General features: G+C 48.8%; 14 protein-coding genes. 8 read left to right on the forward strand and 6 right to left on the reverse strand.

Annotation, left to right across the window (positions count from 1 at the left end; genetic code table 11):
• The first annotated feature begins 125 nt into the window (after positions 1–125).
• Complete coding sequence (locus EXU85_RS20930) at positions 126–1,133, forward strand: cation diffusion facilitator family transporter (RefSeq protein ID WP_142773962.1); 1,008 nt, start codon at positions 126–128, stop codon at positions 1,131–1,133.
• Here EXU85_RS20930 and EXU85_RS20935 read toward each other — a convergent pair.
• From EXU85_RS20935 to EXU85_RS20955, 5 genes are all read right to left on the reverse strand, one after another.
• Positions 1,130–1,801, reverse strand: a complete 672-nt coding sequence (locus EXU85_RS20935) for a Uma2 family endonuclease (protein WP_142773963.1) — start codon at positions 1,799–1,801, stop codon at positions 1,130–1,132. The genes EXU85_RS20930 and EXU85_RS20935 overlap by 4 nt on opposite strands.
• A gap of 69 nt (positions 1,802–1,870) precedes the next feature.
• Positions 1,871–4,246 carry a TonB-dependent receptor gene (locus EXU85_RS20940; protein WP_142773964.1) on the reverse strand — a complete coding sequence of 792 codons (2,376 nt, stop codon included), beginning with the start codon at positions 4,244–4,246 and terminating at the stop codon, positions 1,871–1,873.
• A gap of 24 nt (positions 4,247–4,270) precedes the next feature.
• On the reverse strand, positions 4,271–5,299 hold the full coding sequence (locus EXU85_RS20945; RefSeq protein WP_142773965.1) for a DUF4249 domain-containing protein: 1,029 nt from the start codon (positions 5,297–5,299) through the stop codon (positions 4,271–4,273).
• Between the two features lie 117 nt (positions 5,300–5,416).
• Positions 5,417–6,481 (reverse strand): DUF4249 domain-containing protein, encoded by a 1,065-nt coding sequence (locus EXU85_RS20950; RefSeq protein WP_246859174.1) that lies wholly within the window; start codon positions 6,479–6,481, stop codon positions 5,417–5,419.
• Entirely contained in the window at positions 6,478–7,788 is a 1,311-nt protein-coding gene (locus tag EXU85_RS20955; protein ID WP_142773966.1) for a hypothetical protein, read from the reverse strand. The genes EXU85_RS20950 and EXU85_RS20955 overlap by 4 nt, the downstream gene beginning before the upstream one ends.
• A 481-nt stretch (positions 7,789–8,269) precedes the next feature.
• Here EXU85_RS20955 and EXU85_RS20960 point away from each other — a divergent pair, with 481 nt between their 5' ends.
• From EXU85_RS20960 to EXU85_RS20975, 4 genes are all read left to right on the forward strand, one after another.
• Positions 8,270–9,316 carry a YheT family hydrolase gene (locus tag EXU85_RS20960; RefSeq protein WP_142773967.1) on the forward strand — a complete coding sequence of 349 codons (1,047 nt, stop codon included), beginning with the start codon at positions 8,270–8,272 and terminating at the stop codon, positions 9,314–9,316.
• A gap of 38 nt (positions 9,317–9,354) precedes the next feature.
• On the forward strand, positions 9,355–11,274 hold the full coding sequence (gene serA / locus EXU85_RS20965) for a phosphoglycerate dehydrogenase (protein ID WP_142773968.1): 1,920 nt from the start codon (positions 9,355–9,357) through the stop codon (positions 11,272–11,274).
• A 97-nt stretch (positions 11,275–11,371) separates the two neighbouring features.
• On the forward strand, positions 11,372–12,445 hold the full coding sequence (locus EXU85_RS20970; protein ID WP_142773969.1) for an aminotransferase class V-fold PLP-dependent enzyme: 1,074 nt from the start codon (positions 11,372–11,374) through the stop codon (positions 12,443–12,445).
• A 154-nt stretch (positions 12,446–12,599) separates the two neighbouring features.
• Positions 12,600–13,295, forward strand: coding sequence for a hypothetical protein (locus EXU85_RS20975; RefSeq protein WP_142773970.1), 696 nt, complete (start codon positions 12,600–12,602; stop codon positions 13,293–13,295).
• 46 nt (positions 13,296–13,341) lie between these two features.
• Here the strand turns inward: EXU85_RS20975 and EXU85_RS20980 are convergent, their stop codons facing one another.
• Positions 13,342–13,848, reverse strand: a complete 507-nt coding sequence (locus tag EXU85_RS20980) for a DinB family protein (RefSeq protein WP_142773971.1) — start codon at positions 13,846–13,848, stop codon at positions 13,342–13,344.
• Positions 13,849–13,949: 101 nt separating this feature from the next.
• On the opposite strand from EXU85_RS20980, the gene EXU85_RS20985 reads away from it, so the two are divergent.
• From EXU85_RS20985 to EXU85_RS20995, 3 genes are all read left to right on the forward strand, one after another.
• A complete protein-coding gene (locus EXU85_RS20985) occupies positions 13,950–14,405 on the forward strand; it encodes a DUF4920 domain-containing protein (protein WP_142773972.1) in 456 nt (151 codons plus the stop codon).
• 74 nt (positions 14,406–14,479) lie between these two features.
• On the forward strand, positions 14,480–14,899 hold the full coding sequence (locus EXU85_RS20990; RefSeq protein WP_246859175.1) for a hypothetical protein: 420 nt from the start codon (positions 14,480–14,482) through the stop codon (positions 14,897–14,899).
• 79 nt (positions 14,900–14,978) lie between these two features.
• On the forward strand, positions 14,979–16,256 hold the full coding sequence (locus EXU85_RS20995; RefSeq protein WP_142773974.1) for an amidohydrolase family protein: 1,278 nt from the start codon (positions 14,979–14,981) through the stop codon (positions 16,254–16,256).
• Positions 16,257–16,262: the final 6 nt, after the last annotated feature.

Here is a 16,262-nt window from a genome sequence, read left to right on the forward strand (position 1 = left end):
TAGTAAAAGAAGCAGTCAACGCCGTCAGCTTTACTCATAAGAACCTAAAGTTAGATTCACCTTCAGCAAGCGATCCCCGTACGAATCGTTACCTTTGCGGCACGTAACACTTTTCATCAAGCTTCATGAGTGCCAGTCAACAAACGAAATACCGCTGGATGGGCATCTCGCTGGGACTGAGCATCGTTCTATTGGTTCTCAAATTCACAGCTTATTTCCTGACGTATTCAACCGCCATTCTTTCCGATGCAGTTGAATCTATCGTCAATGTAATCGCCAGTGGTTTTGCCTTCTACAGCATCTATTTAGCCAGCCAACCCCGCGACCATAATCACCCCTATGGTCATGGTAAAATTGAATTTCTATCCTCAGGATTCGAGGGGGCCATGATTCTGTCGGCGGGATTAGTCATTATCTGGCAGGCTATTTTAAGTTTCTTCGAGCCCAAAACGCTAAGTAATCTCGATTGGGGTTTTGCCCTGGTTGGGGTAACGGCAGCAGCCAATGCGTTTGTGGGCTGGCGGCTCATCCGGTCGGGTCGCGAAACGGATTCGGCCGCCCTAACCGCCGATGGGAAACACTTACTTACCGATACATTCAGCAGTATTGTCGTCATGGTCGGTGTAGCCTTGGTGGCACTAACTGGAAAACACTGGATCGATAGTGCGCTTTCAGTAGGCATTTCGTTCGTGATCATCTACAATGGATTTCAGATTTCGCGCCAGTCCATCGCACGCCTGATGGATGAAACCGACATCCCTACGCTCCACCGGGTAGTCGATTTGCTAAACGCGAATAAAGACCGTAACTGGATTGATGTGCACAACCTCCGCGTTCAGAAATACGGCGCTGATTTGCACATAGATTGCCACCTGACCCTCCCCTATTATTGGGAGCTGCATCAGGTGCATGATGAGGTGCATCATTTTGAAGACACGCTCAAAGAAGGATTTAAGGGCGAAGTTGAAATTTTTGTACATACTGACCCCTGCGAAAAAGAGTGCTGCCACTACTGCCGCGTGGTTGATTGCCCCGTTCGGGCGTTTGCCTTCGTCGATGACATCGAATGGACAGCCGAAAATCTGCCGCTGAATCAGAAGCACTTTGTACCGGTATTGGCCTCTGGGGTTTAAGAAACGTCTTTTGTTAGCAGGTTGCGTAAGGCTCCCATATTTGCCGCCGTGTCGAACAAGGCCCGCACAGGAATAGTAAAGCCTGTAATAGCATGACTGGTTACCGTTTCTTTAATGCCAAACGATCCCATCAGCGCGTATTCTTCTGTATCGGCATCAATACTATATTGCTCAATTGTTCGGCGAAGCGGATCTATGATCCAGTATTCAGCAACACGGTGAGCGGCATAATCGGCAAATTTGGTCTCGCGATCATTCTTTTCGGTACTCTTTGAAAGCACTTCCGCAATAAAATCGGGCGCAGGGTAGTATAATTGATCGTCTGTAATCTGGGAGGCTTTAGCAGGCCCAAAGTAGCAAACGTCGGGTTCGTAGCTGTTGCGGGTTAGCTCAACCAGAGCCTTTTCTGCACGGACATAGCCTAGGTCACGATCATTCACATATACACTTAGCAGTGTCGCCAGAAACAACATTGCGGAATTATGTCGATCCAATGCAGGTGAATGCACAACGATCTCTCCATTGATAAACTCAGCCTTTTTGTCCTCATCAAGCCATTCATAGAACGCCTGTCGTTTCCGGTGTTCATTGTTCAAAATGGCCTGCGCCTGTTGCAAAATAAGCGGAGCCTGGGGCGTATCTAAAATTCGAAACAGCAGGTCGGACATGATCTATTGATGACTGTTTATCAAAGATAACTGGTTACAGTCAGATAATGCGTTATCTACAACTGGTCGCTAATACGTAAAATTCCAGCTTATCGACGGAATAATCGTGCCAAAAACCGATAGCTGATAGCTTTTGGTGGTGGTATTCACGCGCTGAAAATAAATTGAATAGGGGTTTTTATGAGCATAAACGTTGTAAAACGATATTGACCAATTGCTATAGTGCCGTTGCCCCGGCGTTCGCCGACCGTCTTTCGTAAACGACACATCCAGTCGGTGATAATCGGGAATACGGTCGGCATTGCGCTGCGAATAATCGAGCACTTTAGCGCCGTTAAGTCGGTAGGTACCATCAGGATACGTTGTCGGGCGACCGCTGGTGTATATGAAATTCGTACCGAATGTCCAGCCACGACTCCATTTCCACTGGGTAGCAATGGTCAGGTTATGGGGTCGGTCGAAGGTGGACGGATACCACTCGCCCCCATTGATTTGTACACTGGGATACGGGCTGGACACCCGCGCCAGCGTTCGGGAATAGGTATAGGCAATTAAACCCGTTAGTAATCCACGCGTTTTCTGAACACTTACCTCTACGCCATATGCCTTGCCCTGTGCCCGCAACAAGTCTGCATCCAGCGTTGGATTGAGCAACAGCGTAGCGCCATTTCGGTATTCGACCAGATTCTCCAGCGTTTTATGATAGACCTCTATGGAGGTTTCGTACATGTTATCGTTAAAATTGCGGAAGTAGCCCACCGCCAGTTGGTCGGCTACCTGAGGTGGCACCAGGGCATCGCTCACTTTCCAGAAATCGACGGGCGAGATGGCCGTTGTATTCGAAATCAAATGCAGAAACTGCCGGGTTCGGTTGTAGCTTACTTTCAGCGAACTATTGGGGGTTAGGTTCGCCCGTATGGTCAGGCGCGGCTCCCAACCTCCATACTGCGCAACGGCCTGACCGCTGTTATAGCGCAGGGTATCGGTAATGCTCTCCCGAGTGCGGGGTTGCCCTTCGGCATATTGATACGCCACGCCCGGCCCTACGTTCGTAAACTGGGCGTACCGAACCCCCACTTGTACCGACAACACCCGAACCGGCGTCCATTCCTCCGAGATATAGCCCGCCCATTCGCGAGCCTGTTCAGTTGGTAACGTCAGCGAATTGATATTTGAGAAGTCGCCGGTAGGAACAATTGAACCGGGCAGCAAACTATAGCCCGTCATCGATCCGCCAAATTCAAGTCGATGGGTGGGTTTGGGACTATATAACCAGTCGAGCCGGGCGTCGCGCTGGCGGATGGTGGAGCGATAGCGATACGTATTGGCAGCCGTCAGACCATCTAAGAAAAACCGATAGTCACTTTGAGTAGCCGTCAGATTGAAAGACAGTTGTGGATTTAGTCGCTGGCTCCAACGGGCTGTCAGCAAGGTCGATTGCGTAGTATACAGCGTATCCTGCGGAAATTTGAAGGTATCGTAACTTCGATATACTGTTGCGGATACTTGGCTGTCGGCATTGAGTCGATAGGTCAGTCGTCCATTCAGGTCATAGAAAAACGCACGGTCTTTATTTGTAGGTTCGGGAAATAAGCCCAGAATAAACGACGGATACGCAATGCGCCCGCCCGCCAGAAACGTCAGTTTCTTATTCTTCGTAACCGGCCCCTGAACCATCAATCGACTGGTTAACAAGCCCATACCACCATCAACGCGAATACGATCCGTTTCACCGGGTTTGGTGTTCATAATCAGCAGAGACGATAATCGCCCACCATAGGCAGCCGGGATACCCCCTTTATACAACGTTACATCCTGAATCGCGTCTGCATTCAGGTTACTCAACAGGCCCAGCAAATGGCTGGTATTGAACAGCGGGGCACCGTCCAGCAAAACCAGGTTCTGATCTGTACGGCCACCGCGTACATTGAACCCGCCAGCCCCCTCGCCTACCGTACTTACGCCCGGTTGCAGCGTTAAAGCTTTTAGAATATCGACTTCCCCAAATACCACTGGAATATTTCGCAGGTTTTTCATATCCAGCCGCACCACGCTCATCTGTGTTGCCGACACATTGGCATCGGGCGTACGGCCCTTTACATTAACTTCATCCAGTTGGCGGGTGTCTGGATTGAGTGCCACTTCCATCCGTATGTTCCCCCGCTCTATTTCCAGAAACCGGCTACGGGTGTAATAGCCTACGGCAGAAAACGTCAGGTTATACGGCCCGGGCAGCACTTGCATGCTAAAAGCGCCAGTACTATCTGTTGTTGTGCCAGCACCCTGCTTCTTGTCATAGACCGACACGTTGGCCAATGGTTTGTTCGTTACGCCATCCATTACCTGACCGTAAATATGGAAACGGGTCTGGGCGTGGGCAGACCCACAAAGAAACCAGCAACTGACGAAGAGAAGCCAGTACTTAATACGTATACGGTATGTCATAAATAAGTCGATTAAGCGAGTTCATTACCAGTTCGTTGGCGGACCCAGTTGAGACAGCGGGAAATTACCAGGACAGCTTCCGGGTGGAATAAACGCCTTATTCAGCCGATTCAGGAATCTGTCGTACTGAATCGTATCGCCCGGAATAATCAATCGTTGTTTGCTCACGGCCGAGGCTCCAAAGTAACCCAGCGCCAGCACGGTTGTATCAACCTGCTGGTGCACGTTGCCCTCAATAGAAGCCGGTTGCGGATCGAATAGTGAACCGGTTCGGCTGCGTTGTTCCTCAAAATGAGTCCAGTATTGATAAGCCGAGCGGGTTAATGAATACTGCCGAACTTCAACGAATTGTTTCCCAATGGCATACACCGGCGAATTAAATACCAGTCTATGACTGATCCGGTTACCATTGATGAGCGCATCCGACAGCACATTGGTTAGCTCACTGAAATAAGGGGCCCAGCAAGAACAAACACTACAGCTAGAATGCATGGGATCAACGTTAGTCCAGCGAGGTACATAACTGTAGGTCGACCAGCGATAATAGTCTCCCAGAGATGCCGGATCTCGGGTGTCGATAAAAATACCATACAGATCGGGCTGACCGAAACTGCTGTTCTGTCGGCGATATTCCGCATCAACTCGCTCAATGGGTGCCACCGGAGCCAGCAATTCAGGATTCGATATATAAACCGTACCATCGGGCAAAACCACCTTTAATGTGTACCGATGGCCAGCTTGGCCCTGAAAACTGGGGTCGCGTACCCAATAATAGGACGGTTGAAGCAAGTCCTGCTCAAGTTGCACCGTCCGATCACCATTATCGGTAATGGTGACCTCAGCTCCATTGATAATCAACTCTTCCGGGAAGCCCCCTCCCGACGAATACGCTCCCGACAAAGTCAGTTTGATGGGATAAGGGGGCGCTTCGTCGGTAATCAACCCATCCACCACCAGGCGCGGTTTTACCTGCCGAATGGGGAGCTGTACCTCATTCACGCAAGCGGTTAAGATCGTACCACAGAGATACGCAGAGATGGCACAGAGATTCATAAAGACTTTTGTTTGCCGTACAACTAGTTTGTTTAACCCGCCAGTCCAGCTAAAAACCTCAGTGTATCTCCATACCATCGCTGTGTATCTCTGTGTCATAACCTGTTTTCTTTGTATCTACCAACCCACGGGCGGGCCTAATTGAAAGATCGAAAAATTATCCGGGCAATGACCGGGAGGGATAAATACCTTATTGAGTCGGTTCAGGAATTTGTCATATTGAATCGTATCGCCCCGAATAACCAGCCGCTGTCGACTTACCGACGATGCGCCAAAATAGCCCAGCGCCAGCACAGTTGTATCGGCCTGCTGATGCACATTTCCCTCAATAGAAGCCGGTTGCGGGTCGAAGAGGGAGCCCGTTCGGCTACGTTGCTCCTCAAAACGAGTCCAGTATTGGTACGCCAAACGGGTAAGCGAATATTGGCGTACCTCAACGTACTGCTTACCAACCGCATAGACGGGCGAATTGAATACAGACCGATGGCTGATGCGATTCCCATTGATGAGCGCATCCGACAGCACATTGGTTAGCTGACTATAGTAAGGCACCCAGCAAGAGCAAGTATTACAAACGCCACCCACCCCCACGGGGGGTGGGTGCTGAGGATCATAACTTGTCCAGCGGGGTACGTAGCTATACGTCGACCAGCGGTAGTAATCTCCCAACGTGGCTGGGTCACGGGTATCGATCAGAATGTTATACAGGTCGGGCTGACCAAGACTACCATCGGACTGATGAAATTCGGCAGAAACCTGCTCCAGAGGTGCCACTGGAGCCAGTAATTCAGAAGTCGATACATATACAGTCCCATCCGGCATAACCACCTTCAGCGTATACCAATGGCCCGCCTGACCCCGAAATGTAGTGTCCCGAACCCAATAATAAGACGGAAGTAAAGGATCTTGCTCAAGTTGTACGGTTCGGTCGCCGTTATCCCTAATGGTCACAACGGCTCCGTTGATAATCAACTCTTCCGGAAAACCTCCTCCCGACGAGTAGGCTCCCGACAAGGTCAATTTTATTGGATATGGTGGTGCTTCGTCCGTAATCAGCCCATCAACCACCAACCGCGCTTTCACTTGCCGAATGGGAAGTTGAACCTCATTCACGCAGGAGGCTACTAGTAAGACACTTAGAAATGTGAAGATGCTCCGGAGGTTCATATGCTTTTTTCTCATGGCAAGAACTCCCAAAAATCCGTACACCCCACTTGCCGATAACCCTGTGATCCTACAACCGTCTGGCTCTCGTAGCCCCAGCCGAGGTAGGCCCGATTAGGTCCACTCCACACCACCAGATAGCGATTGCCTTCGCCCGGATAGTCGGTCATGTATTGCCATTTATCGGTAGTGGGATCATACTGCCAGATGTCGCGAAGGCCCTGCTGGCTGGTGGCAATGCCCAGCCCAAAATAGCCCTTTCCTTTGACCGAAAAGCCAGCACCGCGTGTTCGCTGAGTACCCGGAAAGTCGGCCTTACGTGTCCATATATCTTTCTGCGAATCGTAGGCAAACAAATGTGGCTGGCTTCCCTGAACCTGATTAACAACGTAACCGACTTCACCAATACTGAACGTAGCCATAACTCCCGGTTTTTCTGGTAAAGGAGCACGAGCTTCCTGATCAAATTGCACATAAATTCCCCGCATGGCCGGTGATCCATTATTAGTCAGGAAAAACGCCCATTCTGTAGTTGTGAAATAAGCAAGCTCACCATCTTCGCCCTGGTAGTAGGGAAATACAGCACTACCGCCACCCGGAAAAACAGCATATTGATCTCGTAGATAGACATACTTACCTGGGAACAAATCATCTGTTTGATAACCCAACCCATAGAAGTACGACCGGTCGATATTATGCCCGTACAAAATATACTCAATCAGACCCCGCCGAACTGTTACCCCAGGTGCATAGGCATCATACCAGGCATTTTGCTCATTTCCAAATACAACGGTTTGCCAGGTTTCGGCATCAACATAGCGCGTAACCCGAACCGAACTACCCGAGCGGTCGGCGGTGTAATCAATGATGGAGCCCGTAAAATCACCACTGTCAAATGGCAAATGTTCCCGTCGCTTCCAGGGGTTGTAGGTCGTATGTGTGTACACCCGCTCCAGGGTCAGGCTGTCTTTCTGATTGTACCGAAAACCCAACTGTAGTTTATAGGTCTGCCCTACCTGCACACCTGTTAGTTTAAATGTAGTTAAGGTAAATGGGTCGTATGCTTTTGTCTCGCCGGTCTCCAATGGCAAAAGCACCCCCGAAGTGGTTTGCGCCGTCAATCGCCAATCCGTCGATTTAATAGCCGACATGAGTTTAATGACTACCTCAGCCGTTGTTGCGCCGGTCGTCTGCACCGATACCAGCGCAGCCTGTGAGGGTAACACAATTTTCGTATTAATGATGGTAGCCGGTCCGGGCGATTTGGGTTGGCAACCGATCAGGCTTAGCAGCACAACAAGGAGCAACCCAATAACTTCTTTCATGAACGCAGAGCGGATAGTTATTATAAACTTACAACTATTTAATTAAACGAATACAGGATAGCGAATCTACATTAAAATGATTGCCAACTGGTTATTTAACGGATCAGTTTTTAAAATGCAGCTCGTTGGCAAAGCTGCTATCAGAAAGCAGCTAAGTAGTCGAATAGCGCTTGAACGCATGCGTAGACGGGTCAAAGTCGATCCGTTAATTCACAACGATTCAGCAAGATACGCTGCTCGCAACAAATCAATCAGCAGAAATCTAAATTAAATTTTATCGAAATAGTTGTATTAATTCTTTTTATTTACCAATTTTGAACCACTTACTGCTTCGGCAGTAGCCAACATTGCTTTTTTCAATTCAGGTTGTATTCAACAGGAAAGGCTGGTCGCCCTACGACCAGCCTTTTTTTATTGGATTTACCAAGCTTCTAACTTCTGGAACTCTTACCTTTGCGGCTTCAATCGCCCGCGTTCGGTAATGCCGCTGATTGCCCCATCAAGTTATAAGCCACCCACCCGTTTGTGGAACGGCCACCTGCAAACCATCATTCCCTCGCTGTTCCGCAAGGTAGCAGTCTCCTACGTCCGCGAACGTATCAAAACCCCCGATGATGATTTTCTGGATTTGGATTGGGCGAATTCAATAAATAGTAAACAATGGATAATGAACAATGCAGAAATTCCTTCTCAGCATTATCCATTATCCATTACACATTATCCATTGGTTATCCTCACCCACGGTCTGGAAGGTAGCTCCACGAGTCCTTATCTGGCCGGAATGGTACGCCATCTAACGCAAAATGGATTCGACTGTCTGGCCTGGCACTATCGGTCCTGTAGCGGTGAGATGAATCGGCAGCAACGGTTTTATCACGTTGGCGAAACTGGTGATTTGCAGCTGGTTATACAACATGCGCTTTCGAAAGGCTATCAAACCATTTATCTGATGGGCTTCAGCGCAGGAGGCAACGTAACGCTCAAATACCTGGGAGAACACGGTACGGCAGCACATCCAGCCATCAAAAAAGCGGTAGTGTTTTCAGTTCCCATGTATTTAATGGGATCGGCACGGCGGCTTGAACAGTGGGACAGTCTGGTTTATAATTACCGATTTAACCGAACGTTAAAACGAAAAGTATTGGAAAAAGCCGCAGTTATGCCGGGTATTTTTCCGACCGAAGCTGTGCGAAAAGTACGCAGCGTTCGGGAGTTCGATAATACGTTTACAGCCCCTATGAACGGTTTTCTGGATGTGGAAGACTATTATACGCGAAGCAGTTCATTGCAGTTTATACCCGCCATTACCATTCCAACACTGATTGTCAATGCAAAAAATGACCCTTTCCTGTCGCCGGAATGTTTCCCGAGCGAGTTGGCAAGGGAACTACCGAACGTGTGGATGGAGTTCCCTGAACAGGGCGGCCACTGTGGCTTCCCGGCAAAAGATGAAGGCATCCAGGGGACGTACTGGTCAGAGAAACGGGCAGTAGCATTTTTAACAGCACCTAACTTGATTTACCAATAAGAAGATCACTAAATCGCTGCGATGGCGATATCCCAATCATGCTCACTAAACAACCGAACGTCGGCACGACCGAACAGACGTATTACATTATTGATTTCGACAGCACCTTCACCAAGGTAGAAGCACTGGACGTACTGGGCGAGATTTCGCTCATCGGTCGCCCAGACCGCGACGATGTACTGAATCAGGTTAAAGCCATTACTGACCGGGGTATGTCGGGCGAAATTTCCTTCACCGAATCGCTCAATCTACGCCTGAATCTTTTAAAGGCCCACCGTGATCAGTTGCCTGCTCTGATCGAAAATCTGATGGGTAAAATATCCGATTCGTTTCAGCGGAACAAGGCGTTCCTGACTGAGAACGCGGATAATATTTACATCGTCTCGAATGGCTTCCGAGAGTTTATCGTCCCCATCGTAACATCGCTGGGTGTTCGGGCCGATCACGTGTTTGCCAATACGTTCGTATTCGATGAAGCGGGTGCAATTGTTGGTTTCGACCCTAAAAATCCACTTTCGGCCAACGATGGCAAATCGCAGGTGATCCGGAATCTGAAACTCGATGGCGAAGTGTACGTTATTGGGGATGGCTATACCGACTATGAAATTCGGGCATCGGGTCTGGCGAACCGGTTTTATGCCTTTACCGAAAATGTAATGCGTCCTCGTGTCGTTGAAAAAGCCGATCACGTAGCCCCTTCTCTCGACGAATTCCTATACCATAATAACCTGAGCCGGAGCCAGTCGTACCCCAAAAGTCGGATTAAAGTGTTGCTGTTGGAAAATGTCCACCCCGTGGCGGTTCAGCTCTTCGAACAGGAAGGCTTTAACGTGGAAATTCGGAAAGGTGCATTGGATGAAGAGGAACTCATTGAAGCCATTCGTGATGTATCGATTCTGGGTATCCGCTCAAAAACGAACGTGACGGCACGCGTTCTTGAACACGCGAATAAGCTGATGACCGTTGGTGCCTTTTGCATCGGCACCAACCAGATCGACCTAGATGCCTGTACCGAAAAAGGCATCGCCGTTTTCAATGCGCCTTACAGTAACACCCGCTCGGTCGTTGAACTAGCTATTGGCGAGATCATTATGCTGATCCGGAGTATTGTGCCCAAGAGTAATTTGATGCACAAGGGTGGCTGGGATAAATCAGCAAAAAATAGTTTTGAAGTTCGTGGGAAGAAACTTGGGCTGGTTGGTTATGGCAACATCGGCACCCAGTTATCGGTCGTCGCCGAAGCCCTTGGCATGGAAGTTTACTTCTACGATATAGTTGATAAACTGGCTCTTGGTAATGCCCGCAAATGCAAATCGCTGGACGAACTGCTGGCCATTGCCGATATTATCAGCCTGCATACCGATGGACGGAAGGAAAACAAAAACCTCATCAGCTACCGGGAGTTTTCGCTGATGAAAAATGGGGTTATCTTCCTAAATCTCTCCCGTGGCCATATTGTTGATATTCCTGCGCTGGTCGATTCCATTGAGCGTGGTAAGGTTGTAGGGGCTGGTATCGATGTTTTCCCGCATGAGCCAAAAACCAACAATGAGGAATTCATGAGTACGCTTCGCCGGTTGCCAAACGTAATCCTGACGCCACACATTGGAGGTAGCACCGAAGAAGCGCAGGCAAACATCGGTAATTTCGTTCCGGGCAAGCTGCTGGAATACATTAACAACGGAAGCACCTACGGCAGCGTTAATTTCCCTGAACTGCAACTACCTATGCTGAAAGGAGCGCACAGACTGTTGCATATTCATACCAACGTACCGGGTATTCTGGCAAAAATGAACTCTATTTTCGCTAAATACCACATCAATATTCATGGTCAGTACCTGAAAACAAACGAGCAGATTGGCTACGTAATTACGGATGTCGCCAAAGAATACGCTGACGAAGTGGTTGAGGAACTGAAAGGGATTGACAACACGATTAAGTTTAGATTGCTTTATTAAAGAGTGAAAGAATGAAAGAGTGGAAGAGCGAAGAAACTCGCCAGCCGGAATGCCGGATCACCACTCTTTCATTCTTTCACTCTTTCACTCTTTAAAAATGAAAAACACCTACTACACGCCCGGCCCCGCCGAACTCTACCCAACCTTCTACCAACACCTTCAACAGGCACTGGATGATCAGATTGGCTCGATTTCGCACCGGAGTAAGCAGTTTCGGGAAATCTATAGATTTACCGACGAGCAGTTACGAACCTTACTGAATATACCCGCCACGCATGGCATTTTCTTTACCGGCTCGGCATCGGAGGTGTGGGAACGTGTCCTGCTGAATTGCGTTGAATTTGAGAGTTTTCACGCCGTAAATGGCTCCTTCTCCCAAAAGTTTTATGACTATGCCAATGCCCTTAACAAGCATACGCATCTGGTCGAAAAACCATTTGGAGAGGGATTTGACGCGGCTGATATTGAGGTACCCGCCTATGCTGAACTGGTTTGCCTGACGCATAACGAAACCTCATCGGGTGTGCAGATGAAACCTACAGAAATCCATAAGCTCAAGCGCAAATACCCCAAGAAGCTGTTTTGCGTGGATATGGTCTCATCCGCCCCCTACCCTGACCTGGATTTCGGTATCATTGATTCAGCGTTTTTCTCGGTACAGAAAGCGTTTGGTATGCCTGCCGGATTAGGCGTCTGGATTGCCAGCCAGGCGTGCCTGGAAAAAGCCGAACGCTTACAAAAAACGGACGACTTCACGATTGGCGCGCATCACACGTTACCAACCCTCTGGAAACATTATAAGGACTTCGAGACGCCGGCAACGCCAAACGTGCTGTACATTTATCTGTTGGGTAAAATTGCGGAAGATTTTAACCGGATTGGCATTGATACGATTCGAAAACAGACCGAAGAAAAGGCCCGGATGATTTATAAATTCCTGGATAGTTCTGACGCCTACGAACCGTTTGTCAAACAGGAACGGCACCGGTCGCAAACGGTCGTTGTAGCCACCACAAAAAAGCCATCGGCCGAAGTCATTGCATCGGCTAAAACGGCCAATATGATTGTGGGTAGCGGCTACGGAAAGTTCAAAGACACGCAAATTAGGATAGCTAATTTCCCCGCCACATCAGTTGAGCAGGTGTCGGCACTGCTTGATCAATTGAAGTAATTCTGAGTCACTCCTCAAGCTGTAGTACAAACGCCTTCTCATAAAATGGGAGGGCGTTTTTTTGTTCACCCGGTCCTGGCAGCGGTAAAACACAAACTTTATGCCTCATTCGTGGTTAATAGGACATTAGTTGCATGCTCTCAACTCAACGACGATGAAAAAAATACTTACGCTCCTATTGGTATCGACAAGCCTATCGATAGTTGGTCTGGCTCAGAACCGATCCGATTCAACCGACCGTTCACAGCCGCTTGTCAACGACCGGACGAAACAGGAACTGCGTCAGAAGGCCACCCAGGCTAGTGACAAGATCGAAGATGAAATCGACAAATCACTTAGTTATCAGGAAACACATCAGTTAAGCTGGTTCGATCCCGGAAACGTATTTGTTGGTGGAGGTATTGGTTTTGGCACAACTAGTGGTCAGGTGTACTTCGACGTCAATACCCGCCTTGGCTATTTTTTCCAGCCGGGTTTTGCGGCTGGTTTACGCTACGACGCAGACCGTCTTGTGGGAAATAAATATCACGCCCGGCAGGTCGGCGCATTTGCCCGGTATTACCCATTTCGTACCCGGATCAGCAGCTTTGTGGGAGCCAGTATCAATAGCGGGCGGGAATTCTCGGAAACGATCCCGCTCGACACCAAATCTAAATACACGAGTGTTGGTCTTGAAATTGGTATGATGGCCTGGATTCTACACCGATTGGGAGCTGAAATTTCGTACGAAAGCAGTTTCTACAATAAAATAGACCCAACCGTTAGCCGGGGTAAAGGAGGACGACTGAAATTCGGCGTTAACTACTACTTCGGCCGTGTTGGAAATCGCGGCCTGAAGCTCGCCCGGTAATCTTGCTATAAAAAAAGGCCAGCAGAAATGATCTGCGGGCCTTTTTTTATACTTCAGGTAATAGCCTCAAGTGGTGTTGCGTATGTATGTCGGTAAAAATTAGCATTTCCTGAACCGTTAGCTTGCCAAGTACGGGGTGGGGTATACAATAGGTGGCTAACTCCTGCTCTGACCAGGTAGTAATTGCCTCCACTAACGCCTGATAAATCCCGGTAAAACGTTCCACTAGTACACTTTTCTCAACCTGCATATCCTCCAGCCGGGGCGACATAGCAACAGGAGCTTTAGCGCCTGTCCCCAGTATTTCTGAATAGGCCGACGCTAGTTCGGTATAGGTTCTTGAGGGCCAATCGGCTTTGCCCCAAGGCAAAAGTACCTCACGCGGGCCCGACATCAGTCGGGCTACAGGTCGGGCTGATAAGTAAAGGTGTTGCATTACCTCAGCCACCGACCACTTTTCATTAACATGCGTGTGAAATTGCTCTTCGGAGAGACTATCTGCCAGGTCAATAAATGCCTGACAGTTGGCAGATAGGTGTTGTTGAATTGTCATAGTTGTGTTTTTAAAGCGCCCTCACGGCAGAAATTACTACTTTTGTCTACGAATGCTTCTCAACCCAAACACAATCAATTTCACCAATCTTCTGAAAACCAATGAAACATCTTCTGTTTTTAAGTTTGTTGCTTGCCGCGTCAACGGGTGTATTTGCCCAGAATGAAGTTAGTTTCCACGGCAAAAAAATTACCGAAAAAGGGGCGATTCCCGCAATTCAGTTAGCTACTAAAATGGCCGACAAAACTGAAATGCCAGCCAAAGTAGAAGGCACCGTTGAGTCGGTCTGTAAGGTAAAAGGTTGCTGGATGAAAGTCAAAACCGGCGATGGGCAAACCATGCGCGTTACGTTTAAAGACTACGGTTTCTTTGTTCCAAAAGACATTGTCGGTAAAACTGTTGTCGTAGAAGGCACCGCCGAAACCACCACCACCCCTGTAGCCGATTTACGTCACTACGCCGAGGATGCGGGCAAGTCGAAAGAAGAAATCGCCAAAATTACCGAGCCTGAAAAAGCGCTGACCTTTGTTGCGGATGGCGTCATTGTGAAAAAATAAGGAAGCGGTTCCAACCATTTTTCTGACAGTAGTATCCTTGTAGGAAACAAATTGCAAGTACTATGTTAGACTCAATGAAACGGCTTTCTGGTTTTCTCATCGTTGGAACTCTTCTCTTTTCAGCCTGTAAATCGTCCGATACGCAACCGTCTGATCTGGTCTCGGTTGGCTTACACCAATCAGCCCGACTAGCTTCGGATGTAGTTGTTCGGGTCGATTCTATTCAGGATAGCCGCTGCCCAACGGGTGCTACCTGCGTCTGGGCTGGGCAAGCAAAAGTAAAGATGCTGCTAGTGAAAGAAACAGATTCCACGAAAGTTAATCTGGTCATTGGAGCAAGCCTTAATCCAGACTCGACAAAGCGCCAGGACTCAACGAATGTTACCCTGAGCAACCAGACCTATAAGGTAATTCTCCGCGACGTTTATCCCTATCCGACCACATCGACCCAGGGCCAACCCCAGGCAGCGGTTGTCCAGGTAACAAAAATATAAGGGTTCTTCAACGTCTTTTCGTATTTTGAGGGCTGTAACCGATGGTTACAGCCTTTTTTGTACCCAACCAACTTCATTTATGAAAAAACTATACCTGCTGGCAAGCTTGTCCTTGCTGGCCTCTCCTCTCTTTGCCCAGCGCACACTCATTCATTGCGGCAATCTCTTCGATGGTGTTGGCAATAGCCTTCAACCCCAAATGACGGTCGTTGTTGAAGGCAACAAGATTACTGCCGTACAAAAAGGATACACAGCACCTGCCGGGCAGGATCGGGTGCTGGACATGAAATCAAAAACCGTTCTGCCTGGACTGATCGATATGCACGTTCATTTGGAAAGCCAGACGCGTCGGGGTGGTGCCATTGACGGCTTTACAAGCAACCCAGCAGATGTTGCCTATCGGGCGGCAGGCTACGCTAAAACTACATTATTAGCAGGCTTCACAACCGTTCGAGACCTGGGTGGATCAGGCGTAAATGTATCACTTCGCAACGCCATCAATGCTGGACTGGTAGAAGGGCCGCGTGTACTTACTGTAGGTAAATCCATTGCCACAACGGGCGGTCACGCCGATCCAACCAACGGTTACCGCAAAGACCTGATGGGCGATCCCGGCCCAACGGAGGGCGTTATCAATGGTCCTGAAGATGCTCGAAAGGCGGTTCGGCAGCGCTACAAGGATGGGTCTGACCTGATCAAAATTACCGCAACGGGTGGTGTACTAAGCAACGCCAAAGATGGCTCGGGACCACAGTTTACGGAAGAAGAAGTAAAAGCGGTTGTTGATGCGGCCAAAGATTACGGTTTTGCGGTAGCTGCCCACGCCCATGGTGCCGAAGGAATGAAACGCGCTATTCGTGCTGGTGTACAGACCATCGAACATGGCACGCTGATGGATGATGAAGCGATTGATCTGTTCAAAAAGCATGGTACGTATTATGTTCCAACAATCATTGCCGGTAAAACCGCGGCTGATTCGGCCCGGCATTTCGGTTACTACCCTGCTCTGGTAACTCCGAAAGCGTTGGCCATCGGCCCAAAAATTCAGGCCACATTTGCCAAAGCCTACAAAGCAGGGGTAAAAATTGCCTTTGGCACCGATGCGGGTGTTTACATTCACGGCTTCAACGCCAAAGAATTTGAATACATGGTTGAAGCAGGAATGCCACCAGTAGAAGCCATTAAAGCAGCCTTGATGACCAACGCAAAACTGCTGGGTATGGATGCGCAAATCGGATCGGTTGAAGCCGGTAAGTTTGCCGACATTATCGCCGTAGACGAAAACCCGATTCAGAATATCAAAACGCTGCAAGCCGTCAAATTTGTCATGAAAGACGGGAAGGTGTATAAGCAATAGAGGGAG

It is taken from the genome of Spirosoma sp. KCTC 42546 (assembly GCF_006965485.1).
Taxonomy (GTDB): Bacteria; Bacteroidota; Bacteroidia; order Cytophagales; family Spirosomataceae; genus Spirosoma.

Excerpts from the sequence above, each read along its gene's own strand:
- EXU85_RS20930 (WP_142773962.1), top strand. The coding sequence starts at position 126 with ATGAGTGCCAGTCAACAAACGAAATACCGCTGGATGGGCATCTCGCTG.
- EXU85_RS20935 (WP_142773963.1), bottom strand. The coding sequence starts at position 1,801 with ATGTCCGACCTGCTGTTTCGAATTTTAGATACGCCCCAGGCTCCGCTT.
- EXU85_RS20940 (WP_142773964.1), bottom strand. The coding sequence starts at position 4,246 with ATGACATACCGTATACGTATTAAGTACTGGCTTCTCTTCGTCAGTTGC.
- EXU85_RS20945 (WP_142773965.1), bottom strand. The coding sequence starts at position 5,299 with ATGAATCTCTGTGCCATCTCTGCGTATCTCTGTGGTACGATCTTAACC.
- EXU85_RS20950 (WP_246859174.1), bottom strand. The coding sequence starts at position 6,481 with ATGAGAAAAAAGCATATGAACCTCCGGAGCATCTTCACATTTCTAAGT.
- EXU85_RS20955 (WP_142773966.1), bottom strand. The coding sequence starts at position 7,788 with ATGAAAGAAGTTATTGGGTTGCTCCTTGTTGTGCTGCTAAGCCTGATC.
- EXU85_RS20960 (WP_142773967.1), top strand. The coding sequence starts at position 8,270 with ATGCCGCTGATTGCCCCATCAAGTTATAAGCCACCCACCCGTTTGTGG.
- serA (WP_142773968.1), top strand. The coding sequence starts at position 9,355 with ATGCTCACTAAACAACCGAACGTCGGCACGACCGAACAGACGTATTAC.
- EXU85_RS20970 (WP_142773969.1), top strand. The coding sequence starts at position 11,372 with ATGAAAAACACCTACTACACGCCCGGCCCCGCCGAACTCTACCCAACC.
- EXU85_RS20975 (WP_142773970.1), top strand. The coding sequence starts at position 12,600 with ATGAAAAAAATACTTACGCTCCTATTGGTATCGACAAGCCTATCGATA.
- EXU85_RS20980 (WP_142773971.1), bottom strand. The coding sequence starts at position 13,848 with ATGACAATTCAACAACACCTATCTGCCAACTGTCAGGCATTTATTGAC.
- EXU85_RS20985 (WP_142773972.1), top strand. The coding sequence starts at position 13,950 with ATGAAACATCTTCTGTTTTTAAGTTTGTTGCTTGCCGCGTCAACGGGT.
- EXU85_RS20990 (WP_246859175.1), top strand. The coding sequence starts at position 14,480 with ATGAAACGGCTTTCTGGTTTTCTCATCGTTGGAACTCTTCTCTTTTCA.
- EXU85_RS20995 (WP_142773974.1), top strand. The coding sequence starts at position 14,979 with ATGAAAAAACTATACCTGCTGGCAAGCTTGTCCTTGCTGGCCTCTCCT.